The sequence below is a fragment of the Solidesulfovibrio alcoholivorans DSM 5433 genome, assembly GCF_000702665.1.
In the GTDB taxonomy this organism is placed as follows: domain Bacteria; phylum Desulfobacterota; class Desulfovibrionia; order Desulfovibrionales; family Desulfovibrionaceae; genus Solidesulfovibrio; species Solidesulfovibrio alcoholivorans.
The window spans coordinates 447,574-471,088 of sequence record NZ_JNJA01000003.1; the positions used below are offsets into that span (position 1 = coordinate 447,574).

Annotated in this window: 20 protein-coding genes and 1 tRNA gene; 6 read left to right on the forward strand and 15 right to left on the reverse strand. The window is 66.9% G+C overall.

Going from position 1 to position 23,515, the window contains the following annotated elements; translation table 11 throughout:
* Positions 1-105 precede the first annotated feature (105 nt).
* On the forward strand, positions 106-3,129 hold the full coding sequence (locus tag Q368_RS0108120) for a PAS domain S-box protein (protein ID WP_084158705.1): 3,024 nt from the start codon (positions 106-108) through the stop codon (positions 3,127-3,129).
* Here the strand turns inward: Q368_RS0108120 and Q368_RS0108125 are convergent.
* The 5 genes from Q368_RS0108125 to Q368_RS0108145 all read right to left on the reverse strand — a co-directional run bounded on the left by Q368_RS0108125 (position 3,126) and on the right by Q368_RS0108145 (position 7,323).
* The gene (locus Q368_RS0108125; protein ID WP_029458444.1) at positions 3,126-4,271 is read right to left on the reverse strand and encodes a DUF459 domain-containing protein; all 1,146 of its coding nucleotides are present in this window, start codon (positions 4,269-4,271) and stop codon (positions 3,126-3,128) included. The genes Q368_RS0108120 and Q368_RS0108125 overlap by 4 nt on opposite strands.
* Positions 4,246-5,409 (reverse strand): SGNH/GDSL hydrolase family protein, encoded by a 1,164-nt coding sequence (locus tag Q368_RS0108130; protein ID WP_029458443.1) that lies wholly within the window; start codon positions 5,407-5,409, stop codon positions 4,246-4,248. The genes Q368_RS0108125 and Q368_RS0108130 overlap by 26 nt, the downstream gene beginning before the upstream one ends.
* A 51-nt stretch (positions 5,410-5,460) precedes the next feature.
* Positions 5,461-6,246 (reverse strand): SGNH/GDSL hydrolase family protein, encoded by a 786-nt coding sequence (locus tag Q368_RS0108135; RefSeq protein ID WP_043785319.1) that lies wholly within the window; start codon positions 6,244-6,246, stop codon positions 5,461-5,463.
* Between the two features lie 121 nt (positions 6,247-6,367).
* Positions 6,368-6,444 (reverse strand) — tRNA-Met (locus tag Q368_RS0108140).
* A gap of 72 nt (positions 6,445-6,516) precedes the next feature.
* Complete coding sequence (locus tag Q368_RS0108145) at positions 6,517-7,323, reverse strand: undecaprenyl-diphosphate phosphatase (RefSeq protein WP_029458441.1); 807 nt, start codon at positions 7,321-7,323, stop codon at positions 6,517-6,519.
* Between the two features lie 111 nt (positions 7,324-7,434).
* Between Q368_RS0108145 and Q368_RS0108150 the strand changes: the two genes are divergently transcribed.
* Positions 7,435-7,626, forward strand: a complete 192-nt coding sequence (locus Q368_RS0108150; RefSeq protein WP_029458440.1) for a hypothetical protein — start codon at positions 7,435-7,437, stop codon at positions 7,624-7,626.
* On the opposite strand, the gene yihA is transcribed toward Q368_RS0108150, so the two are convergent.
* Positions 7,595-8,224 (reverse strand): ribosome biogenesis GTP-binding protein YihA/YsxC, encoded by a 630-nt coding sequence (yihA, locus tag Q368_RS0108155; protein ID WP_029458439.1) that lies wholly within the window; start codon positions 8,222-8,224, stop codon positions 7,595-7,597. The two genes, Q368_RS0108150 and yihA, sit on opposite strands and share 32 nt — an antisense overlap.
* Before the next feature lie 73 nt (positions 8,225-8,297).
* Between yihA and Q368_RS0108160 the strand changes: the two genes are divergently transcribed.
* From Q368_RS0108160 to lolA, 4 genes are all read left to right on the forward strand, one after another.
* Positions 8,298-8,771 carry a type II 3-dehydroquinate dehydratase gene (locus Q368_RS0108160; protein ID WP_029458438.1) on the forward strand — a complete coding sequence of 158 codons (474 nt, stop codon included), beginning with the start codon at positions 8,298-8,300 and terminating at the stop codon, positions 8,769-8,771.
* Positions 8,772-8,781: 10 nt separating this feature from the next.
* Positions 8,782-9,339, forward strand: a complete 558-nt coding sequence (gene efp, locus Q368_RS0108165) for an elongation factor P (RefSeq protein ID WP_029458437.1) — start codon at positions 8,782-8,784, stop codon at positions 9,337-9,339.
* A 72-nt stretch (positions 9,340-9,411) separates the two neighbouring features.
* Positions 9,412-11,901, forward strand: coding sequence for a DNA translocase FtsK (locus tag Q368_RS0108170; protein ID WP_029458436.1), 2,490 nt, complete (start codon positions 9,412-9,414; stop codon positions 11,899-11,901).
* A gap of 227 nt (positions 11,902-12,128) precedes the next feature.
* Positions 12,129-12,788 (forward strand): outer membrane lipoprotein periplasmic chaperone LolA, encoded by a 660-nt coding sequence (lolA, locus tag Q368_RS0108175; protein WP_029458435.1) that lies wholly within the window; start codon positions 12,129-12,131, stop codon positions 12,786-12,788.
* Positions 12,789-12,806: 18 nt separating this feature from the next.
* Here the strand turns inward: lolA and Q368_RS0108180 are convergent, their stop codons facing one another.
* From Q368_RS0108180 to Q368_RS0108220, 9 genes are all read right to left on the reverse strand, one after another.
* Entirely contained in the window at positions 12,807-13,676 is an 870-nt protein-coding gene (locus Q368_RS0108180) for a pseudouridine synthase (RefSeq protein ID WP_052360068.1), read from the reverse strand.
* Positions 13,677-13,697: 21 nt separating this feature from the next.
* Positions 13,698-14,834 (reverse strand): sensor histidine kinase, encoded by a 1,137-nt coding sequence (locus Q368_RS0108185; RefSeq protein ID WP_029458433.1) that lies wholly within the window; start codon positions 14,832-14,834, stop codon positions 13,698-13,700.
* Positions 14,835-14,954: 120 nt separating this feature from the next.
* Entirely contained in the window at positions 14,955-15,566 is a 612-nt protein-coding gene (gene yedF / locus Q368_RS0108190) for a sulfurtransferase-like selenium metabolism protein YedF (protein ID WP_029458432.1), read from the reverse strand.
* 154 nt (positions 15,567-15,720) lie between these two features.
* On the reverse strand, positions 15,721-18,594 hold the full coding sequence (locus tag Q368_RS0108195; RefSeq protein WP_029458431.1) for a fused MFS/spermidine synthase: 2,874 nt from the start codon (positions 18,592-18,594) through the stop codon (positions 15,721-15,723).
* Between the two features lie 128 nt (positions 18,595-18,722).
* Positions 18,723-19,355 carry an endonuclease III gene (nth, locus tag Q368_RS0108200; protein WP_029458429.1) on the reverse strand — a complete coding sequence of 211 codons (633 nt, stop codon included), beginning with the start codon at positions 19,353-19,355 and terminating at the stop codon, positions 18,723-18,725.
* A 66-nt stretch (positions 19,356-19,421) separates the two neighbouring features.
* The gene (locus Q368_RS0108205; RefSeq protein WP_029458427.1) at positions 19,422-19,976 is read right to left on the reverse strand and encodes a pyruvoyl-dependent arginine decarboxylase; all 555 of its coding nucleotides are present in this window, start codon (positions 19,974-19,976) and stop codon (positions 19,422-19,424) included.
* A 47-nt stretch (positions 19,977-20,023) separates the two neighbouring features.
* On the reverse strand, positions 20,024-20,800 hold the full coding sequence (locus Q368_RS0108210; protein WP_029458426.1) for an SPOR domain-containing protein: 777 nt from the start codon (positions 20,798-20,800) through the stop codon (positions 20,024-20,026).
* Positions 20,801-20,857: 57 nt separating this feature from the next.
* Positions 20,858-22,516, reverse strand: a complete 1,659-nt coding sequence (gene argS / locus Q368_RS0108215; protein WP_029458424.1) for an arginine--tRNA ligase — start codon at positions 22,514-22,516, stop codon at positions 20,858-20,860.
* 5 nt (positions 22,517-22,521) lie between these two features.
* Entirely contained in the window at positions 22,522-23,472 is a 951-nt protein-coding gene (locus tag Q368_RS0108220) for an ACP S-malonyltransferase (RefSeq protein ID WP_029458422.1), read from the reverse strand.
* Positions 23,473-23,515: the final 43 nt, after the last annotated feature.

Sequence of the window (23,515 nt, forward strand, 5' to 3'; positions counted from 1 at the left end):
TTTCGGGATACGCTGGTAGATTCTGTCAGACTGGCGGTGTGGCCTTGCGTAGAGCAACCCTTTCTCCCGGATTGTCTCGGGCGGCGACAGAGGACGGACAGCGTCATGGAGCCGATTTCCAAAACCGTGTTTTTAGGACTGGTCAACAACGCCGCCCTGCTCCTCGCTCTGGCGTTTCTCTACGATTCCTTCACGCGGGCGGAAATCGGTCACCCTTCCTGGCGAAAGCGCGTCCTGGCCGGACTGTGCCTCGGCGGCATGGCCATGGCCGTGATGCTCAACCCCTGGGAGCTGCGGGCGGGCCTGTTCTTCGATACCCGATCCATTCTCCTCGGCGTGGCCGGCCTTTTCTTCGGTGTCCTGCCCACGGTCGTGGCCATGGTCATGGCCGCGTCGCTGCGCCTGGTCCAGGGCGGCCTCGGGGTGTACATGGGCCTGGCCACGACGGTCGTTTCCGGTTGTTGCGGCCTGGCCTGGAGGCGTTGGGGCGTCAGGGAGCTGGCCGGGCTTACCCCGTGGAATCTCCTGGCGTTCGGCGTCGTGCTCCACGTCTTCGTGCTGGCCTGCACCTTCCTGTTGCCGTTTCCCGTCGCCCGCGAAACGCTGGAAATGGTGGCCCTGCCGATGCTCGCCCTGTATCCGCCGCTTACGGTCGCGTTGGGACTGTTGCTGGTACGCCGCCTGACGCGCAACCGCCTGCTTTCCCGCCTTGTCGAGAGCGAATCGCGCTATCAGAGCCTTTTCGAGAACAACCATGCCGCCATGCTGTTGATCGATCCCGAAACGGGAGCCATCGCTGACGCCAACCCTTCGGCCTGCGCCTACTACGGCTGGACGCGCGAGGAGATCAGGCAACGGCGCATGGCGGACATCAACACGAGGCCGGCCCATGAGGTCCGCGCGGCCATGGCGGAAGCCCAAAGTGGCCGCAAACGCACCTTCGAGTTCCGGCACAGGCTCGCCGACGGCCGCATGCGCGACGTGAACGTCTATTCCGGCCCGATCCGGCTTGACGACCGCATCCTGCTCTATTCCATCGTCATGGACGTCACCGACCGCCAGGAGGCGCTCCGTCGCTTGGTCGCAAGCGAAAAGCGTTTCCGCCTGTTGGTGGAAAACGCCCCGTTCGGCATCTTCGTGCAGACGCGGGGCGTCTTCGCCTACGTTAATCCCGGGGCGCGAGAACTCTTCGGCGTGCCGGTTCCTGGCGGGTTGCTCGGCACGCCCGTGCTGGAACGGGTCGCGCCGGCGTACCGCGACAAGGTCCTGGCCCGCATCCGTCGTCTCAACGAGGACCGGCTTGCGGTGCCCATGAGCGAGCATACCATGCTGCGCCTGGACGGGGGGCAATTCATCGCCGATGTGGCGGCCGTGCCGGTGGATTGGGACGGAGACGATGGCGCTCTGGTGTTTTTCCGCGACGTCACGGACCGCAGGCGCAAAGAGGAGCAGGTGCGCGCCAGCGAAGCCCGGATGAAGAGCCTTTTCGCGGTGACGCAGATGGAGGCGGCTTCCCTCGATGCCCTGTTCGCCCATGTCGCGGCGCAAGCCGGGCTTTTGACCGAAAGCCGTTACGGCTGCCTGTTCGTGCGCGGCGAGACGGACGGCGGGCTGCAGCTCGCCGCCTCGTGCGGCGAGGCGGCCTGCCGGGGACTTTGGGAAGGCGGGCCCCAGGATCTGGAAGCGCTGGGGCAATGGCTGGAAGCGGTGCGCCTGCGCCGTCCCGTGATCGTGCCGGGAGCAGGTGAGGGCGGAACAGCCGGCCAGGCCTTGTGCGTGCCTGCCGTGGCCGGGGATGCGGTGGCCGCGCTGTTGGTCCTGGTCGGCAAGCCCGAGCCGTACGGCGAATCGGACATTCATTTCGCCGCGCTGCTCATGGACACGGTCTGGCGCATGGTCGCCAGGCGTCGCGACGCGGCCGCGCTGCTTGCGGCCAAGGAGGCGGCGGAAAAGGCCAGCCGGGTGAAAAGCGAGTTTCTGGCCAACATGAGCCACGAACTGCGTACCCCGTTAAACGGCATTCACGGCATGACGCAACTGCTGGTCGCCACGGCGCTGACGGCGGAGCAGCGCCAATACGTGGACGCCTCGCTGGTCTCCTGTCGCCGCCTGACGCATCTTTTAAGCGACATCCTGGACCTGTCGCGGGTGGAGTCGGGCAAACTCGACCTCGAGAACGAGCCGTTTCGGCTCGCCGACCTGCTGGCCGCGGTCACGGCCGCCTTTGAGCCGGCCTGCCTGGAAGCGGGGCTGTCCTGGGATGTCGCCGGCGATGCCGGCGTTCCGGAAATGCTTTGCGGCGACGAGGGCCGTGTGCGGCAGATCCTCTACAATCTCGTCGGCAACGCCGTGAAATTCACGCGCCAGGGCGGGGTGCGCCTTACGGTCTGGGCCGCGCCCACGGACGCCTCGGGCGCGGGGAGCGTGCTGTTCACCGTAGCCGACACCGGGGTCGGCATCCCGGCCGAGGAATTGGAGGCCGTGTTCGAGGCCTTCCACCAGGTGGAGCGCTCCTTTTCACGGCGTTTTCAGGGCGCGGGGCTGGGGCTTGCCATCGTGCGCCGGCTCGTGGGGCTCATGGGCGGGGTCGTGACCATGGAGAGCGAGGTCGGCGCGGGAACGTACTGCATGTGCGCCCTGCCGCTCGTACACGGCAAGAGCCAGCAAGCGAGGCCGGCACAGGTCACGGCGTCCGGGGTGCCCATCGTGGCCGGGCGACGGCTGCTCGTGGCCGAGGACGACGCGATCAGCGCCCTGGCCGTGCGGCGCATCCTGGAAAAAGACGGCCACAGCGTGCTCGTGGCCAAGGATGGCGGGGAGGCCGTGGAGCTGGCCAAGGCCTACCGGCCGGACCTCATCCTGATGGATGTGGGCATGCCGGTGCTCGACGGCGTGGAAGCGGCGCGCACCATCCGCGAGGCCGCGGCCCGGGAGGGACGGCCGCGCATTCCCATCATCGCGCTCACGGCCCATGCCATGGCCGGGGACCGCGAGGCGCTGCTTGCCGCGGGTATGGACGGCTATCTCGCCAAACCCGTGGAACATGAAGCGCTGCTCGCCGCCGTACGGACGCATTTCGCCGGGGCCGTCGCCGCGGAGCAGGCGGCCGCGATGTCCCAGGCGCGCTAGCGTTTTCGCTTGATTGGGATGCGCAGCTCCTGCCCGAGGGACAGGCGGGTCGAGTCCACGCTGGGATTGACCGCGGTCAGGTCGGCCGCGGGCACGCCGAGTTTCCGGGCGATGCCGAGGATGGTGTCGCCTTTTTTTACCGCATAGGTCTTCCGGCTGGGTTTGGCCTTGGAGACGGGCGGTTCCCGGGCCGGTTCCGGCGTTGCCTCGGCCAGGGGGCGCAGGTCCCGGGCGTAAGCGCGCAGTTCGTCCGCGCCGGCGCTCGGGGGCAGTTTCTCGCCGGCGGCCACGGCGGCCAGGGTCACGCCGGCAAGCAACTTCGCGCCGCTTTCGGTCATGTGCACGCCGTCCGGCGTGCGCAACAGCACGGCGTCGCCGGTGGCCGCGTCGCGGCCGTGGCGGGTGAAGCGGCCCGAAGGGTCGGAAAAGGGGGCCTGCGTGTCCACGAAGCGGCAGCCGCCCGTGGCGGCGCACATGCCGGACAGGGCCGCGTTGACCTGTTTGGCCCCGACCGCCAGCGACGCTTCGCCCATGGACGGCACGCCGATCCAGTAGATGCGCACGGCCGGGTTGGCCGCGCGGCAGATCTCCACCAGTTCCCTGGCCTTGGCCGCATACGCCTCGACCCAGGCCGGGTTGTCGAAATAGATGCGTGATCCGTCCGGGCCTTCCACGGGCATGACGTCGTTGGCCCCGAGCATGATGACCACGATGTCCGGGGTTTCCCGGGCCATGTGCTCGCGCAGGCGTGCCGGCCAGTCGAGGAGTTCGGGGCGGGTCAGGCCCGTGGACTTGGTGCCGTCGCGGCTGAAGTCGAGGCCGGGTGTGCCGGTAAGCGCCCGTTCGAGCTGTTCGCCGAGGCTGATGGACAACGAATCGCCGACAACCAGGAGCTTTCGCGCCGTGGCGGTGCGGTGCGGTTTGGGGGCGCGGCGGGAAAAGACGTCTGTGGGCGCGAGGTCGGCGTGCTGCGGGGGGGGCGTTTCGTTGCCGTCGCCGTTGCAGGCGGCCCCGAGCAGGCACAGGCCGCACAGCGCGCAGGCCAGGACGAAACGGCCTGTTCGGGAGCGGGACGGACCGTCCCGGCGGAAGCGGCCGGCAAGCATGGCGCGCCCGTTACGGGGCGCGCAGGGAAGAGGCATGGGACGTATCCGGGGTTTTGGGCCGCAGTTCCATTTCCTTGGCCAGGGTGGCCAGGAAGGACTGGGCCAGGATGTCGCCGCCGGCGACCGTGAAGTGGACCTTGTCGTTGGCGCGGACCTTGATCTTGACGCCCTTGTCGTTGGGCAGAAACGTCGAATAGTTGCCCTGCGCATCGGTCAGCAGCGACCAGGTGTCCAGGAACCGGCTCGTGGCAAACCGCCCGCATTCGGTCTTGACGATGTCGTTCATGACCTCGGCCTGCTTGGCATAGGACGGATCGCCCATGATCGGCAGCCCGATCCAGTAGTTGCGGATGCCGCGTTGCTGCAACGCCTCCAGGAAATCCTCGACGCGCATGGAAAAGACCTCGGGCCAGGTCTTGTTCGTGCTTCCGGGCGGGCGCGGCTTTTCGTTGACGTTGATGTACTTGGCGTCATTGGCGCCCATCATGATGACCACGACGTCGGGCTTGTATTTGTCCAGGAACACGCGCAGGGCCTTGCCCCAGTCGTAGTACTTGGGATTGGCCAGGCCGCTCGAGACCTTGCCTTCCTCGATGAGCTGGACGTTTTCGAATTCGGCCATGCTGCGGCGCAGCGACAGCGACAGGCCGATAGCCAGCGAATCGCCGACAACCAGGAGCTTGCGCGACCCGGTGAGCTTCGCCTGGCCCAGGGCCGGACCGGCCTGGTCAGCGGCGGGAATCGCGGCCGCGTGCGTCTGGTCGGGTGTCGGGAGCACGTCTTCCGCAGCCTGGGACGGCTTGGGCGGGGCCAGGGCGGCGAGCAGGTCGTCGGTGTCCACGGGGATGTCGGGCTTGAGCACCGGCTGGTTGGGGTCCAGGCGGTTTTTGAGCGCCTGGATCTCGGCCTCGGTATTGGGCTCGTCGCGACAGGCCAGGGAGTTCTTGTAGGTTTCGTCGAAATACGGGGCGAGGGCGCAGTCGAGGGACCGCGACGCCGGGCCAAGCCCGGATTCGCGCCAGAGGTTGCGCGCCAGGCGCACCTGCCGGGCCAGTCCCGGAGCCGGGCCGTCGGCCAGATGGTCGTCCACCCACACCGAAACTTTTTCGATGTTGACCATGGCGGCGACGGCCAGGGCGATGACGTATACGAAACAGGCTTTTTTCCAGCTCATGGGCCGTGGCTTTGCTCGCGGGTTGTGGATGCGGATCGGGTCGTGACGGGATCAGCGGGGATCGGCCATGGCCATGACGATGCGGTCCGTCAGCAGGCGGCAGCCGGCGGTCGTGAAATGGACGCCGTCCTTGCCGCGCAGGGAGACGGCCTTGCCGGCCAGGGTTTTCTTGGGACAAAACCGGCCCGAGGCGTCGGCGAACAGGTCCCAGGAATCGATGAAACGGCAGGACCCGGCCGCGCCGCATGCCGTGCGCATGGCCTCGTTGGCGGTCCAGGCGCGCTGGCTGTAAGCCTTTTCGCGCATGGGCGGCAGGCCCACCCAGTAGACCGTCACGCCGTGTCCGGCGGCGATGTCCAGAAACCGTTTGGCCTTGGCCGAGAAGTCCTGGGCCCACTGCGGTGTGCCCCGACCGTTTTTGGCGTCGTTGCCGCCGAGCATGACCAGCAGGACGTCGGGCTTTTCCGCGTCGAGAAACGTCGCCAGTGCCTTTTCCCAGTCGTAGAACTGCGGCGAATTGAGCCCGCTCGAGACCTTGCCGCGGTTGGCCAGGGCGGCCTGGGACTTCTGCCCCAGCGACTGCGGCATGGTCAGGCCCAGGCCCTGGGCGAACGAGTCGCCAACAAGCAGGATCTTGTGCGGCTGCTTGCCCGAGCGCACCAGGAGGTCGGCGGCGGATTCGGCCGGGGCGGCAGCGGAGACCGCCTGCGCGGCCTTGGTCTTCCTGGCTAGGCCGGGCGTGGCCGCGACCAGGACGAAGGCCAGCGCCGCCACGAGGGCGAGGGCGGAAATCGTGCAGGGGAAAGCGCGCCGGAGCGGCAGCGGAACATGTCGCATCCAAGCGACCATAGTCGTGTCAGGCCGGTTTGTCCAGGATGGACGAAGGGGGGAGGTACGTTGCAACCGTCCGGAAATAAAAAAAGAAACCGGACTTGACGTCCGGTTTCCATGGAATTCTTGGTAGCGAGGGAGGGAATTGAACCCCCGACACTGCGGATATGAGCCGCATGCTCTAACCGTCTGAGCTACCTCGCCAGATGTCCCCGTCGGCGGAGAAACGCGTATTTAGACGTTTCTTGGGTTCTTGGCAAGCATTTTTTTGTGCGTCTAGAGTTGCCCCTTGGGCCAGAGCAGGAAAACCGCCGCGGCCAGCGCCAGCCGGTACCAGGCGAAGGGCCGCAAGGACACCCGCTTGACCAGGACGATGAACGTCTTGACCGCGACCAGGGCCGAGAGGAACGAGACCACGAAACCGATGCCGAGGATGCCCATGTCGTCGGCGGAAAAAAGCGCCGCGCTCTTGTAGAAGTCGTAGAGCGTGGCCGCAAACATCAGCGGCACGGCGGCGATGAACGAATATTCGGCGGCCAGGCTCCGCTTGGCCCCGAGCAGCATGCCGCCCATGATCGTCGCGGCCGAGCGCGAAAAACCCGGCCACAGGGCCAGGCACTGGAAGCAGCCGATGCCGAACGCCAGTCCCGGCGTCATTTCGTCGAGGGTGTAGAAACGGTCGCGTTTCTTGCGCGACTCCACCCAGAAGATCATGAGGGCACCGATGGCCAGCGCCAGGGCGACCGTCACCGGGCCGAACAGGTGCGCCTTGATCGTCTTGCGCGCGGCAAAGCCGACCAGCCCCGCCGGCAGCGAGGTGAGAAACAGCAGCCAGATGCCGCGCAATCCCGAAAAGGCGTGCAGCGCCTTGGGCGAGACGAGCCACCAGAAACGTTTCCAATACAGGACGAGCACAGCCAGGATGGCCCCGAGCTGGATGATGACGTCGAAGCTGTCGGCCTTGTCGCCGGTGAACCCGATGAGGTGGCCGACCAGGATGAGGTGGCCGGTGGAGGAAACGGGCAGGAATTCCGTGGCTCCCTCGACGAGGCCGAGGACGGTGGCGGCGATGGATTCGGTCATGACGGGCGCGTTCTCCGGGGACGGTTTGTCCCGGCGGTGCTATCCCACAGGCGGGCAAGTTGCAAGCGGGCGCGGCCTCGTGTATGCTTTGCGCTTGAGCAAGGAGGCCCGATGACCACCATCATGCCCCAGGGCGAGTTGTTGCGCCGCGCTGTCAAATGGATCGACAGCCAGCGCGAGTTGACGGGGGAGTCCGTGCCCGCGCTGATCAACAAGGCGGCCATGAATTTCAACTTGGGCCCCAAGGATGCGGAGTTCCTCGTCGGTTTTTTCAAGGAACGGGAGGAGACTCCCCGGAACTGAAGGCGGCTTCGGCCAGGACCCGGCACAGCGCTTCCCGGCCAAGGCCGGTCTTGCCGGAAAATAGGATCGGCGGGAAGGCGGGTCGCGCCAGCTCCCGCCACTCTTTTTTCCGGGCTTCCCGGTCGCGCTGCTTGCACTTGTCGGCCTTGGTCAACACCAGGATCAGGGGGATGCGCCGGTCGCGCAGCCAGTCGACCAGCTCCAAATCCAGGCGCTGGGGCGGCAGGCGGCAATCGACCAGGGCGGCCACGGCCCGCAACCGGTCGGTCTTGCGCAGGTAGGCCTCGATGAGCTTGGCCCATTTCTCCCGCTCCTCCATGGAACAGCGGGCGTAGCCGTAGCCCGGCAGATCGACCAGGCAATAACCGGTGGTCCGGGACTGGTAGAAGTTGAGGCTGCGGGTCTTGCCGGGCGTGGCGCTGATCTTGGCCAGGCCCTTGCGGCCGGCCAGGCAGTTGACCAGCGTCGATTTGCCGACATTGGAACGGCCGGCCAGGGCGATCTGCGGCGCAGCGGGCGCCGGCAGTTGCTCCGACAGAAAGGCCGTGGTGAGAAGCTCCAGGTCCAGTTCCGTTCTCTGTTGCGCCGTGGTATCCATTGCGGCGTTGTGACCGGCTCCGCGCGCGCCGTCAAGGCCGGCGCTTCCGGGGCCTGACTTCAAGGAAGACAGTATGCGCAAGGTCAGACTGCTTGTGTTAAACGGCCCCAACCTCGGCTTCATCGGCGTGCGCCAGCCCGAGATCTACGGGCGCCGCACCATAGAGGACCTCCCGGACATGGTGGCCGAGATGCTCGGCCCGGACGCCGCGAGCCTCGAACTGCAATTCCACCAGGCCAACAGCGAAGGGCACTGCATCGACCGGCTGGAACAGGCCTGGAAGGACGGCCTCGACGGCGTCGTGCTCAACGCCGGGGCCTACACCCATACGAGCCTGGCCCTGGCCGACTGCCTGGCCTGGATCGGCATCCCCTGCGTCGAGGTCCACATCTCCAATATCTTCGCCCGCACCGACGAGCCGCTTAGGCAAAAAAGCATCATCGGCAGAAACTGCATCGGCTGCATCGCCGGTTTCGGACTCACCGGATACGCCCTGGCCGTCCTGGCCCTGTGGCGGCACATCACCGACAATCCAAACTTCATGTGAAGGAGCGACAATGCTTTCGACCACCGACTTCCGCCGGGGACTGAAAATCGAAATGGACGGCGTGCCCTATGAAATCGTCGATTTCCTGCACGTCAAGCCGGGCAAGGGCGGGGCGTTCATCCGCACCAAGCTCAAGAACATGATCAACGGCCGGGTCGTGGAAAACACGTTCCGGTCCGGCGAAAAGATGGTCAAGCCCGACCTCGAGAGCAAGGAGATGCAGTACCTCTACCGCGAGGGCGAGGAATACGTCTTCATGGACATGGAGAGCTACGAGCAGCTGCATGTGGGCGCGGGGCCGCTCGGCGAGAAAGGCGGCTACCTCAAGGACGGCATGGAGCTCAAGATGCTGCTCTACAAGGGCGCGCCCCTGGACGTGGACCTGCCGGCCTCGGTCGTGCTCGAAATCAAGGACACCGAGCCCGGGGTCAAGGGCGACACGGTCAGCGGCGCGACCAAGCCGGCCGTGGTCGAAACGGGCATCACGGTCCTTGTGCCGCTTTTCATCAACACCGGTGACAAGATCAAGGTGGACACCCGCACGGGCGGCTACATCGGCAGGGAATAGCGTCGCGCCCGCAAGAAACGACCGTGTTTTTTGCCGAGCGCCACGCGAAAGCCTGCTCCCTGAAGCGCAATAATGGGAACTGCCGCACGCACTAATGGCAAGGACGCCGGAAAGGGCGGACAGCCGGGCTTCCGGGTCACCCGGGAGATCGTGGGACTGGCCGCCTTTTTCCTGGCCGTTTTTCTCTGCGTCGCCCTGTACACGTACAATGCGGGCGACCCGGGATTCAACCAATCCGTTTCGGCCCGCCACGGCGTGGCCAACAAGGCCGGGCTGGTCGGGGCCTACCTCGGCGGCCTGCTCGCCGAATCCTTCGGCGTCTGGGCCTACCTCATCCCCTGCTGGATCGTCTGGCGCAGCCTGCGCCTGTTCGCGCCGTGCCTGAAATTGCCGTTCTGGCGCGGGGCCGGGGCCTTTTTCCTGTCCCTGGTCCTGCTCGCCTTTCTCGGATCGTCCTGGGGCCTTTTCGGCCTGGGTCTCGGCAATGTCCGGGGCGGGGGCGGGGTCGGCAGGGCGCTTTTTGAATTCTTCAACCATTACTTGAGCGCTTTCGGGGCCTACTTTTTCCTGGGCTGCGCCATGGTGGCCGCGGTGCAGCTGACCTTCGGCCTGACCTGGAGCAATTTCTGGCAGCCGGTCATGGCCGTCCTCAACGAGCAGTGCTGGCGCTGTCTCGACGCCTGGAGCGCCTGGCGCGAACGCCGCGCCGAGGCCAGGGCGGAGCGGGAAGCGCAGCGTCCGGCCAAGCCCCGCGCCCCCGAGCCGGAACCCGAGCCCGAATTCGAGCTCGACGGTGAGGAGATTGCGCCGGCGGCCAAGCCCAAGGCGCGCCCCGCGCGCGAAAAGGCCAAGGCGGCCAAGGACCCGGAGACGACCGTCGCGCCGGCGGCCAAGCCCGTGCCTGTCGCGGCCCCGGCCAAGGAACCGACCGAGGCCGTGGACCGCTTCCTCGATGCCATCGTGCACCAGGTGCGCACGGACGGGCCCGCGCCAAAGGCCGGCGCGAAACCCGCGCACGAGGACCCCTCGCCCATGCAGAACGTGGCCCCGGCCCCCGCAAAACCGGCCGCGCCGAAACCGGCCAGACCCGCGCCCAGGCCCGCAGCCAAATCCGGCGACATGATACCGACGCTTGACCTGCTCAGCGTGCCGCCCGCGACCGGCAACGCGCCCGTCGATCCCGAGGTCTGCCGCCGGCAGGCCGAGAGCCTCATCACCTGCCTCAATGACTTCGGCATCCAGGGCGAGGTCATGCGCGTGGTGCCCGGGCCGGTCGTCACCATGTTCGAGGTCAAGCCCGCGCCCGGTGTCAAGATCAGCCGCATCGTCGGGCTTTCCGTGGACCTGGCCCTGGCCATGAAGGCTTTGGCCGTGCGCATCGAAGGTCCCATCCCGGGCAAGGACACGGTGGGCGTCGAGATCCCCAACGCCAAGCGCCAGACCGTCTATTTCCGCGAGGTGCTCGACACCGAGGCCTTCCGCGCTTCGCCGTCCAAACTGACGCTCGCCATCGGCAAGGACATCCAGGGCCGGCCGCAGGTGGCGGACCTCGCACGCATGCCGCACCTGCTCGTGGCCGGCGCCACGGGTTCGGGCAAGAGCGTGTGCATCAACGGCATCCTGCTCTCGATCCTCTACAAGGCCACACCCGACGAGGTGAAGCTCCTGCTCGTCGATCCTAAGCGCATCGAGCTTTCCGTCTACAACGACCTGCCCCACCTCGTGCACCCGGTCGTGACCGAGACGGCCATGGCCAAATCCGCCCTGGACTGGGCCGTGGCCGAGATGGACAGGCGCTACGAGGCCATGGCGCTCCTCGGCGTGCGCAACATCGCCGGCTACAACGAAAAGCTCGAGAAAATGGGCGACAAGCGGCCCGACGAACTGGCCGGGCTCGAGCCCTTGCCCTACCTCGTCATCGTCATCGACGAGCTGGCCGACCTCATGATGACCGCGGCCAAGGAAGTGGAAGTCAGCATCGTGCGCCTGGCCCAGCTGGCCCGCGCCGCCGGCATCCACCTGATCCTGGCCACCCAGCGCCCGAGCGTGGACGTGGTCACGGGGCTGATCAAGGCCAACTTCCCCACGCGCATCGCCTTCCAGGTGACGAGCAAGCACGATTCGCGCACCATCCTCGATGCCGTGGGCGCGGAATACCTGCTGGGGCGCGGCGACATGCTCTTTAAACCCAGCGGTGGCAAGACCGTGCGCATGCACGGGGCCTTTGTCTCCGACGAGGAAACCGCCGCTGTGGTCGAACACTGGAAGAGCCACGCCGCGCCGAGCTACCGCCTCGATTTCAGCGAATGGCAGAAGGACGGCAACGGCGGCGGAGGGGAACTCGGCGGCGAAGGCGGCGACGACACCGCTTCCGACGCGGTCTACCCGCAGGCCGTGGAATTCGTCATGGAGCAGGGCAAGGCCTCCATTTCGCTCATCCAGCGGCGCTTCCGCATCGGCTTCAACCGGGCCGCCCGCTTTATCGAACAAATGGAGCGCGACGGCCTCCTCGGCCCCCAGGAAGGCAGCAAGCCCCGGTCGGTTATTCGGAACAAAGAGTAAAGAGTTTAGACCAATGCCTCCGGCGGCCAGGAGGGGCCGAGGGCCCCTCCTGGACCACCCCGAAAGGGGGGAGCGTAACAATAGTGGATAAAGGAACTATGGATAGTTTATCGGAGACGAGACGAGTGATGGAGACTGCATGCCGCGCGCAGGGTGACGCCCCCCGAGAAGGGATTCCAAAGGGCGGAGCCCTTTGGTCGCCGAAGGCATCCCTCCTGCCGCTTTTTATGGCCCTGTGCCTGCTCGCCCTCTGGGCCGCGCCGGCCATGGCCGTGGACGCGACGGAGCTCGCCGGGCGCATCCAGAAGAAGTACGCCACGATCAATGCCTTTTCCGCCAATTTCAGCCAGTCCATCCGCAACGCGGCCAGCGGCGACACGGAAAAGCGTTCCGGCTCCTTTCTATTCAAGAAGCCCGTGCTCGTGCGCTGGGAGACGCTCAAACCCGAAAAGGAACTGCTCATCGTCGGCAAGGATGCCGTCTGGGACTATTTCGAGGAGGACAAGGAGGCCTACCGCTACGCGGTGCAGGAGATCATCGGCTCCAAGACCATGTTGCGCTTCCTCACGGGCAAGGCCAACCTGACCGAGGATTTCCTGGTCGCCGCCGGCAAGCCCGGGGAGGCCGGGCCGGGACAGGCCGTGCTCCAACTCGCCCCGCGCGAACCCGAGCCCGGGCTCGTGCTGGCCAAGGTCTGGGTGGATTTGTCCACGGACATGATCGCCCGCATCTTCATCCAGGATTTCTACGCCAACACCAACGACCTGACCCTCGAAGGCGTGGTGGTCAATCCCAAGCTAGCGGATACGCTCTTCGCCTTCACCCCGCCCAGGGACGCCAAAGTCCACGACAACGTTCCGGTCAAGGGACACGACCTGCCCAAATAGCGCAAGAGACGTCCTGCCTTACCTGCCGCGCCGCACCCGGGACTGGGGTGCGGCGCGGTGTTTTTGTTGCGGCCGCTCCGCAGGGCGCGCGGTGATTTCGCGGACAGTCTGCGGGCGCGTCTCCGACCTTTCTCCATCGAGCCCCACGGCGCGGCGCAGGGCGGTCAATTCGCCGGCCGTGAGTTCCCGGCATTCCCCGGGCGGCAGTTCGCCCAAGGCGAGCGGCCCCTGGGCGACGCGTACGAGCTGCAGCACCGTGAGCTGCAAGTCGCGGCACATGCGCCGGACCTGGCGGTTGACGCCCTGGGAGAGTTCCATTTCCAGCACGAAGCGGTCCGGGCCGAGACGCTTGACGATGCGGGCCGGCACCGGCGCGAGCGCCTCGCCTTCGGCCAGGGTCATGCCCCGCGCCATGGCGTCGAGGGTGTTCTGACCGACCGCGCCGCGCACCGTGACCCGGTAGCGTTTGGCCACGTGCCAGCGCGGATGCGCCAGCCGGAAGGCCAGTTCGCCGTCGGTGGTGAGCAGGAGCAGCCCCTCGGAGAAGTAGTCGAGCCGCCCCACGGAGAAAAGCCGCCGCTTGCGAAAGCGCGCGGGCAGGGCGTCGAACACGGTGGGCCGGCCTTCGGGGTCGCGGGCCGTGGTCACGCAGCCCGGGCGCTTGTGCAGCATGAGCGTCAGGTTTCCGGCGTCGCGGCGCAGAGACACGGACTTGCCGTCCACGGCCAGGGCGTCGCGGCCGGGATCGACCTTGCGGCCCAGTTCCGTGACCACGGTCCCGTTGACCGTCACCCGCCCGGCGGCGATCAACGCGTCGGCCTGTCGCCGCGAGGTCACGCCGGCGTCGGCCAGGGCCTTGTTGAGGCGGATGGAGGCTGCTTCGTCCATGGGAAGGAAGAGGGGCGGCGCTTACGCCGGCAGCGTGATAAAAAAACGGGTGCCGGATTCGGGGGCGCTTTCGAAATCCACGTCGCCGCCCAGGCACTGGCGGGCGAACAGCCGCATGCTGTAGGTGCCGAAGCCCCGGCCCGAGCCCTTGGTGGAATAGCCTTTCTGGAACAGGCGCATTGCCGTTTCCCGGGGCAGCACGGCGTCGTTGTGGACCCACAGGGCCACGCTGCCGTCTCCTTGCCGCTCGCAGCCGAGGGTGACGGCTTCCCCGGGGCGCGAGGCTTCCAGGGCGTTTTTGATCATGTTGACCATCACGCGCTGCAGGATGCGCAGGTCGGTCGAAAAGCGCAGCGCCGGCGACGCAGGGTCGACGCGGATGGTCCGGGAGGCGTCGAAGGTGAATGACTGGCAGTAGGAGGCCAGGTAGGAAAGGACCTCGCGGGTGTCGCAGGAAGAAAAAGCCGGCGTGTATTCCTTCGTTTCGACGGAGAGGAAGTCCTGTTGCGTCTCGATGATGTTCTGGATGTCCTCGATGGCGCGGCGCAGCAGGTCCATGTCGGGCGTGAACCGGTCCGGCAGCTCCGGGGCGATGATTTCGTGGATGCCCTTGATGCCGGAGACGGCGTTCATGACGTCGTGGAAGAAGATGCGTTCAAAGGTGCGCAGGGCTTTTTCGTGGGCGATGTCGAGGATGGAATTGAGTACGAGCCGCTGGTCGCCCCGGTCCATGGGACAGGCCCAGACCTGCAGGTTCAGCGCATCGAGTTCGGTGACGTTTTTGCGGTTGATGGCGCATTCCTGGGTGGCGCGCTGGCCGCCGAGGCTTTTGACGATGGCGTTGGCCGCGCCGCAGTACTGGCAAAAGCGCGTGGTGCCGCACCCGCCTTTGCTCTCGAAGGCATGCAGGCAGCCCAGTGCCTCGCCCGGGCGTTTGCCGAGGACCGCTTCCGGGCTGTCGGCGTTGGCCAATGCCGCGAAGCGGGCGTTGGCGTAAACGATTTGCCGCGTATCATTGACGATGGCTATGGCCAGGGGCACGACGCCGAGGGACCACGCGGCCGGAGACTGCGCAATTTCCCGGGCGATTTCCAGGATGCGTTCCCGGCTGAGCCGTCGGGCCGGCAGATACTCTGTGGTCGGGCTTTCATCCTGCATGCGGCTTTCCACGGCTCCTGCGTCCGGACGTCGCCCGGCAGCGTCCGCGTACCATGAACGGGCGGCGCACAGCGGGCGTCGTGCAAAAGGGAAACGGCCGCCGGGCACCGGCCGTTCGGTTCAAATCTGGATGACCTTGTCCGCGAGAGCGAGGCTGGTGACCACATCGAGCATGTTGGTCGTCTCGCCGACCTCTTTCTTGTCCAGAATGCCGAAAAAGTCCAGACAGGTGCCGCAGACGAGAATGGAGACGCCCGAGGCGGCCAGTTCCTTGAGTTTGGCCAGGACCGGGCTGCCGGTCACGGCCAGCTTCACGCCGCCGTTGACCAGGATGATGCGCCACAGGCCTTCGCCAAGTTCGGGGAGGGTGTTCACGAAGTTGACCATGAGCTTGGCCCCGAGTTCGGGATCGCCCCGGCCCACGGTATCGGCGGTGATGAACACGGCCGTCCTGGGATTTTCCGCTGCCTGGCGCGGCGCGGGGGACGCGGGGGCCGGGACCGGTTGCGGGGCGTCGCCGGAGGCGGTGGCCGTCAGCGTGAAAAGCCCGTCGGCTTCTTGCGCCGCGACGGCGTAGCCGCGCATGCCGAGGAACCGGGTGACGTTTTCCTTGGCCGCCTGGTTGTCCACGGTGACGGTGAGGGTCTTGGGGGCCTCTTTTTCCACGCAATCCTTGCAGCGCAGCACAGGCCCGGGGCAGGCAAGTCCCCGGCAATCCAGCGTCGTGTCCATGGGTACTCCTTTTGCCGGAACATAGTCCCAGGGACGCGGGGGAGGTCAAATCGATTGATTCGATGCGCTCGGGCGCTAACGATAGACAGTGTCGATTGCGGCGTGGCCGTGCGGGCTGCCGGTTGCGGCGCAGGGGCCGCAACCGGCGCAGGGATTAAAACGGGCTCTTGAAGCCGAAGGTCCGGGCCAGCCAGTCCATGTATGACTTGGCCGCGACGCTGGCCTGGCCGCCCTTGAAGGCCACGGCCGCGAGGTCTTCGGCCTCGGCCAGCCGGCCGGCGAGGCACAGCACGAACACGCGCGCCGGGGCGAGGTTGCTTGGGTAGCCCAGGTCCTGGGCGCGCCGGAGCTTGGCTTCGGCCAGCAGGTAATCGCGGTCGGCCAGGGCGCGGATGCCGAGCTGGAACTCCGTCTCCGCCGTGGGGGCCATGCCCGCGGCCAGTGCCTTGGTCACGATAGCCTGCTTCTTGGCGTCGGACTTCATGAGCCAAAGCGGCAACACGCGCAGGTCCGTGCCCGAGAGGACGTAGTTGACCGCCGGCAGGGAAGGCGGCGGCGTGAGCATGTTGTTAAGGTAGGTGTTCATGATCTGCTGCGTCTCGAACCAGGCGTCGGCCTCGGCCCGCACGGCGGGCGGCAGCAGCAGGGCCGCTTCGGCCGACTCGCCGAAACGCGTCTTGGCGGCCATGGCGTCCATGAGCTCGTTGTGTGCGGCCAGAAACTGTTTCTGGACCTCGGGGCTGTCCGGATAGCCGCGCAGGCGCTTGGGATAGTTGTCGGTGAGCGGCTTGGCGTCGCCGAGGTAGCCGGCCAGGGACTTGCCGTCGAGCATAAAAAGCGCGCCGAGTTGGGCCGGTTTCTCCACGGCGATGCGGCGCAGACCCTCCCCGGTGTCCGGCGCATCCCAGGGCTGGGAAAAATCCGCGTCCGGCTTGGGGCCTTTGGGCTTTTTCACCCCGACCATCATCCAGTTGAAATTGTCTCCCATCCACAACGAGGCGTGTTCGAAGGCTTCCGAGAAGGCCTTGAGGATGGCCTTGGCGTCCTGCGAGGAAATCTCGAACACCGGCAGCCAGTAGGTGACCATGCCGCCGTCGGCCAGGCGGTCGCGGATGAGCCGGAAGTATTCCCGGGAATAGAGGTTGGCCACGCCGGCCATCATGGGCGGCGGCGGCTCGGCCGTGATGATGTCGTATTTCTTGCTGGAAGCCAGCAGGAAGAACCGGCCGTCCTCCACGTGCGTGCGGACGCGGGGGTCCTCCAGGGGATTTTTTTCGGGCTTGGGGTAGACAATGGATGCGCCGCTTAAAACGTCCCGGGAGATGTCCACCACGTCGATGGACGTCAGCCGCTTGTCCTCGGTCAGGGCCGTGGCCGTGGAGCCGGTGCCGAAGCAGATGAGCAGGGCGGACTTGGGATTTTGCAGCACGGCCTCGGGGAAATAGGCGAAGAGCTTCATGTAGCGTTTGGCGCTGCGGTCCGTTGAGGACATGGAGTAGCCGTCGGTGACGAGGCGGTAGGCGTAGGGGTGGCCGAGGTAGTCCTGGCGGAGGTATTGCAGGGTGCCGGTAACGCCTTCGATGGTGGCGATGAGCTTTTCGCCGTCCTTGAGGAAGTCGGCGCAGGCGCGCTTGAAATAGCCGTCCATGGAACCGAAGGGGAAGATCGCCAGGCACAGGGTGAAGGCGACGCCGGCGGCCTGGAGCGGGCGGCTTGCGCGCGGCGACGGCCAGGGCGCGGCCTTGCCCAGGCAGAGTATGGTCGGCAGGACGTAGGCGGCGCAGAGCGCGAAAAGGCTCCACTCCATGCCGAAAAGCGGCAGGAGGACGAAACCGGCCGCAAGCGGCCCGAGCATGGCCCCCAGGGTGTTGGCCATGGCCACGAGGCCGGCCGAGCGCGCCCGGTCGCCCACTTCGCGGTGGAAGGCTTCGCCGAGCGTCGTGAAGACCAGGCCCGAAACGAAGGCGGCAGGGAACATCAGGGCCAGGGACAACACGGTCACATAGCGCCAGTCCACACTCTGGTAGACGCCAAGCGACACCCCGGCCGCGGCTTCGAACAGGCGGTAGGAGGCCAGGGCGGCGGCCCCGATGCAAAGGACCAGGGGCGCGGTGACGCGGCGGCCGTCGGCCTCGCGGCGCAGCCACCAGCCCGCGAACGCTCCGCCGAGGCCGATGCCGGCCAGGATCACGGCGAGCATCACGGCGAAGGCCAGGCTCGTGGAGCGCACGAAAAGCTGGAGAAACCGGGTCCAGACGACTTCGAGGCCCAGAAAGGCCGCGCCGGAGAGGAAGCCGGCGGCGAGCAGCCGTCTGGCGCGGGAGGACAGCGGCGGCGGGGCGGCCTTGGTCGCGTCGTCCGCGCGCACGGGCGCCTCGCGGAATTTCGCGGCAACGGCCAGCGCGCCGACGGCGGCCAGCACGTTGAGTCCGGCGGCGAACCAGCCCGTTCCCGAAAGCCCGAGCGGCGCGATGAGCACCGTTTCGCCGAGCAGCGCGCCGAGGCAGGCCCCGAGCGTATTGACGCCGTAAAGCCGGCCGAGAGCGAGGCCGAATTCCCCTGGCCGGCGGGCGAGGGCCTTGACCAGCAGCGGCAAGGTCACGCCCATGGCCGTGGCCGGCAGCAGAAAAAGCAAAAACGAAAACGAAAACCGCAGGGAATTGAGCAGGACAGGCTTGTCCAGGGCCGGGTGCAGCATGGCCCCGAGCCATACCGTGAGCAGGGGAAAGCACAGGACCAGCAACAGGCCCCAGGCCCCGACGAGCAATTCCATGGCGGCGTAGAAACGCACCGGATCGGTCACGTCGCGGCCGAAGCGGGAGATCAGCGCGTTGCCGAGGGCGAGCCCGCCCATGAAGCTCGAAAGGACCAAGGCGCTTGCGTAGACGCCGACGCCGAAGACCAGCCCGGCCAGATGCAGCCACAGGGTTTCAAACAGCAGGGCCGAAGCGCCGGAAAGCAGGAAGACGAAGCCAAGGACCAAGCGGTCGCGTCGGGTGGAAGAAGCGGAGATGGGCACGGCGGTCATGAGACCCTCGGGTGCCGCCGTCTCGGGGGCCGGCAGGGCCGGCCCGGAACGTCACACGGCGGCGCTACGGTTGCAAACCGGAAAACGGGTTGTTGCCTGATGGCGCGCCGCGGCGGCCATGGGCGCGGTCAGAGCCCGCGCCTCGGACAGATGTCGCCGAGCGCGCAGGCGTCGCAACGGGGGGAGCGGGCCTTGCACACGGCCCGGCCGTGCAGGACCAGCAGGTGGTTGATTGCCCCCCAGTCCTTGCGTGCAAAAAGCGGCATCATATCCTTTTCTATGATGATCGGGTTGTCCGAGGACGTCAAGCCCAGGCGGAAGGACAGCCGGCGCACGTGGGTGTCCACGGCGATGCCCTCGTTTTTGCCGAGAGCGTTGGACAGTACGATGTTGGCCGTCTTGCGCGCGACGCCCGGCAGCGCCGTGAGCGCTTCCATGGTGTCGGGTACGGTCCCGCCGTGCAGGGAGACCATGCGCCGGGCCGCGGCCACGAGGTTTTTTGCCTTTTGCCGGAAAAAGCCCGTGGAATGGACGACGTCCTCCACGTCGCCGACGGCGGCATGCGCCAGGGCGGCGGGATCCGGCCAGCGGCGGAAGAATTCGGGTGTGACGGTGTTGACGCGGGCGTCGGTGCACTGGGCGGCCAGGACCGTGGCCACAAGCAACTCATAGGCGCTATGATAGTCGAGCGCCGGCGTAAGGACAGGGTAGAGCGGCCGCAGCCGCTTGACGATTTCCCTGGCCCGGGCGGCCGCGTCCATCAGCCGTGCTCCGGCATGGACGCGGCCGCCGACCCGGGGGCGAAGAGTGCCGCCTGGGACATGGGCTTAGGGAATGAACACCACCGCGGAGATGGTCGTGGTCCACATGCCCGATTCGCCCGTGGTCACGCAGGGCATGGAGGCGGAATCGATGATCTTGCCGCTCATGAGGTAGGTCTGGCGGCGCTCGTCGTAGGCCGTCTCGGGATCGAAATCGATGCCGAGGGTGGTGGCGAGCATGGTGGAAGCGAGGTCCTCGGCGAAGTCGCCGATCTCCTGCTCCTCGGCGCCGAAGGCCGTGTGCTCGGAAATGTAGCCGTAGTTGGACTTGTCGGCCGGGAAGGCCATGCCCACGGCCGAGCCCACGAGGCGGTTCTTTTCGTCGGTGGCGTTTCTGGCCATGACGCAGAAGGTGATCTGGCCGGGGCTCAAGAGGCTCACGCCCTCGGGGATGGTGATCAGCTGGCAATGCGGCGGAAAGATGCTCGACACGTAAACGAGGTTGAGCTTTTCGATGCCGGCTTCGCGCAGGGCCAGCTCGAAGGATTGGAGCTTATTTTTGTGGCGGCCGACACCTTTGGTGAAAAACGCCTTGGTGGGGACGAAAGAGCCTGGGATCATTGGCGGTCCTCTTTATGCATCGATTTTGCCGCGAAAGCGGGCGATCCTTATAAAGGTTTTTTGCCGAGAAGTATAGGGCCTTTTTCGCCTGTCCGCCGCAGCCCGTCGGCGATTTCCGCCTCGGTGCCCTTGAACTGCACCTTGACGCGGAAGACCTTGCGGCTGCCGGCGCTGGCCTCCTGGATGGAGGCGGAGAACCCCTTGCGCGACAGGTTCTTCACCATCGTGTCGGCCTGCTCCTTGGACGGGAACGAGGCGACCTGATAAGTGGCCGCGAACGTGCCGGTCTCCTTCTTTTCAAACGGCGTCTTGGGCTCGACCGCGGCTTTCGCTTTGGGCGCCGGGGCAGCTTGTTTCGCCGGCGCGGGCGCAACGGCGTTCGCCGCCGCGGGCACGGGCGCGGGCCGGGCAGGGATCGCCATGGGGGCCTGGGCGGAGCCCATGGGCGTGGCGCGCGTTTCCGCAGGCTTTTTGCCGTCGGCCGAGGACTTCTGGGTGGAATCGGTCACCACCTCACCGCCCTTGTTGTCGTGCAGGTCCTCCATGAACTGGAGTTCCTCGGGCTTGAGCACGGTGGGCGGCGCGGCCGGGGCCGAGCCCTCGGGCTGCTTGGGCTCGGTGGTCGGCATCATCTGGGCGATCTGCGGCACGGCGGTTTCCGGCTTGTAGCCGCGACCGACCAGGATGCCGAGGATGAAAACCCAGCACATGCCGAGCACGACCACGATGCCGACGGAAATGACGCCGGACATGCTGATTTCAATGGAGAACTTTTTCGGTCCTCCCTTGTCCTGGGATACGTTGAATCGGCTGAGAAGCTTCATGCGGCTCGGTTCCTTGGCCCGAGCATAAGTGCCAAAGGCGCGCGAATGTCAAGCCGCCTACATTTTATCCGGCGCGGAAACGCCAAGCAGGCGCAAGCCGTTTTTGACCACCGCGGCCACGGCGTTCAGCAGGTGCAGCCGCGCCGCGACCAGGGCGTCGTCCCCGGCCGTGAGCACCGGGTTGGCGGTATAATAGCGGTGCAGTTTGCCGGCGAGGTCGCGCAGGTAGAAGCTCACCAGATGGGGCGAGAAGGAGCGCGCGGCCGCGGCGATGGTGTCCGGGTACTGCTCCAGGAGCTTGAGCAGCTCGAGGTCCTCGGAGGTGTCGCAACGCGCAAGCAGTTCCGGCGTGGCCGGAGCCGGGGAAAAGCCGCGTTCGGCGGCCTTGGCGAAAAGCGACTTGACCCGGGCGTGGGCGTACTGGACGTAGTAGACCGGGTTGTCCATGGACTGTTGCTTGACCGCGTCCAGGTCGAAGTCCAGGTGGCTGTCGGACTTGCGCGACAGGAACATGAACCGCGCCGCGTCGGCCCCGACTTCCGCGACCACGTCGGCGAGCGTCTCGAACTTGCCGGCCCGGGTGGACATGGCGATCTGTTCGCCCCCTTTAAGCAAATTGACGAGCTGGACCAGGATGACCTTGAGGCTCGCTTCGGGATCGCGCCCGAGCGCGGCCACGCAGGCCTTCATGCGCGGCACGTAGCCGTGATGGTCCGCGCCCAAGATGTCCACCACGATGTCGAAGCCCCGGCGGAACTTGTCGTCGTGGTAGGCGATGTCGGAAGCGAAATAGGTGAGCTCGCCTCCGGACTTGACCAGCACGCGGTCCTTGTCGTCGCCGAAATTGGTCGTGGCGAACCACAGGGCTCCGTCCTTGTCGTAGGCGAGGTTTTTCGCCTTGAGCTCCGCGAAGGTGCGGTCCACCGCGCCGGCGGCGAAGAGCGTGGATTCCGGGAACCAGACGTCGTGGCGGACCCGGAAATCCTGCAAATCCTTCTTGATGCCGTCGAGGATGCGCTGTTCGCCGTGCAACCGGCACACGTCCGTGGCCTTGCCCTCGGGCAGGTCGAGGAGTGCCATGCCCTCGCGGTCGATGAGCTCCTGGGCCAGTTCCTTGACGTATTCGCCCCGGTAGTAGTCCTCGGGCTCGGTCACGGGCTCCCCGAGCAGCTCGCGGTAGCGGTAGAGGATGGACATGCCGAGGATGCGCATCTGCCGGCCGGCGTCGTTGATATAGTATTCGGTTTCGACGTCGAAACCGGCCGCGCGCAGCACCCGGGCCAGGGTGTCGCCCACGGCCGCGCCGCGACCGTGGCCGATGTGCAGGGGACCGGTCGGGTTGGCCGAGACGAATTCCACCTGGATGCGCGTGCCCGCGCCGATGGAGAGCCTGCCGTAGTCGTCCCCGGCGGCGGCGACCTCGAGCACGGTGCGCTGCCAGAAGGCCGGCGCGAAGGTGACGTTCAAAAAGCCGGGGCCGGCCACGTCCACGGCGGCGATGTCGCCGGCGGCGGCGAGCAGTTCCTCGCGGAGGGCTTCGGCCAGCTGGCGCGGCGGCATCTTGGCCTGTTTGGACGCGACCAGGGCGACGTTGGTGGCCAGGTCGCCGTGGGCCTTGTCGCGGGGCGGTTCGATGGTGGTTTTTTCCGGCCAGGCGAGATCCCGCGCGGCCAGGGCCTTTTCCAGAAGCTCCCGCAAATGGGTCGTTGCGCGCATGCCGCTTACGCCTCCAGGACGGCCGCGCCGGCCGGATCGGCAATGTTTACGGCCGTGCAGTCGTCGCACACGCCCTTGAGGTTGGCCGTGGCGAGCTTGGCCAGCACGCCCTTGGGCCCGAGTTCGACGAAGGTCCGCGCGCCCGCGGCGTGCAGGTTGGCCATGGTGTCGATCCAGCGCACCTGGGAGGTCATCTGGCGGCACATGAAGGCCAGCGCCTTGTCGGCGTCGGGCTCGGCCGCGCCGGTGACGTTGAAAAATACCGGGGCCGCGGCAGGGCTGCGCAGGCCCGCCTTGCGCAGGGCCTTCTCCAGTTCCGCCGCGGGCGCGGCCATGAGCGGGCTGTGGAACGCGCCGCTGACGGCCAGGGGCACGGCACGGCCCTTGCGCTCCTTGGCCAGGACGGCGGCGGCTTCGATGGCCGCCTTGTCGCCGGAAAGCACGAACTGGCCCGGGGAATTGTAGTTGGCGACCACGAGCAGCCGGCCGGCGGCTTCGCCCGCCTCGCGCACGACTTCCTCGATGGCGTCCAGGGAAAGCTTCAGCACGGCGGCCATGGCCCCTTCGCCGCCGGCGGCCTCGGCCATGAGCCGGCCGCGCAGGCTTGTCAGCGCAAGGGTCGCTTCGGCCTCGAGCATGCCGGAAGCGGCCAGGGCGGCGTATTCGCCGAGGCTGTGGCCGGCGAAGCCGACGACGCCGGCGAGCTTTCGGCGCAGGAAGAACCACAGGCCCAGGGTGGCGGCGGTCATGGCCGGTTGCAGGGCGCGGGTGTCGGCCATGGCCGCCTCGTCGCCCTCCCAGTAGATCTCCCGCAGCGGGAGCCCCGAGGCCTTTTCGGCCATGGTCCAGAGTTCGGCCGCCTCGGTCGAAACCTCGGCCAGGGCCCGGCCCATGCCGCGTTCCTGGGAACCCTGGCCCGGAAAGAGCACGGCCTGGTGTTTGGGGGTTGCGCTCACGTTCGCCTCTCCTTAGCTTTGCATGTCTTTTCGGCCGCGATTG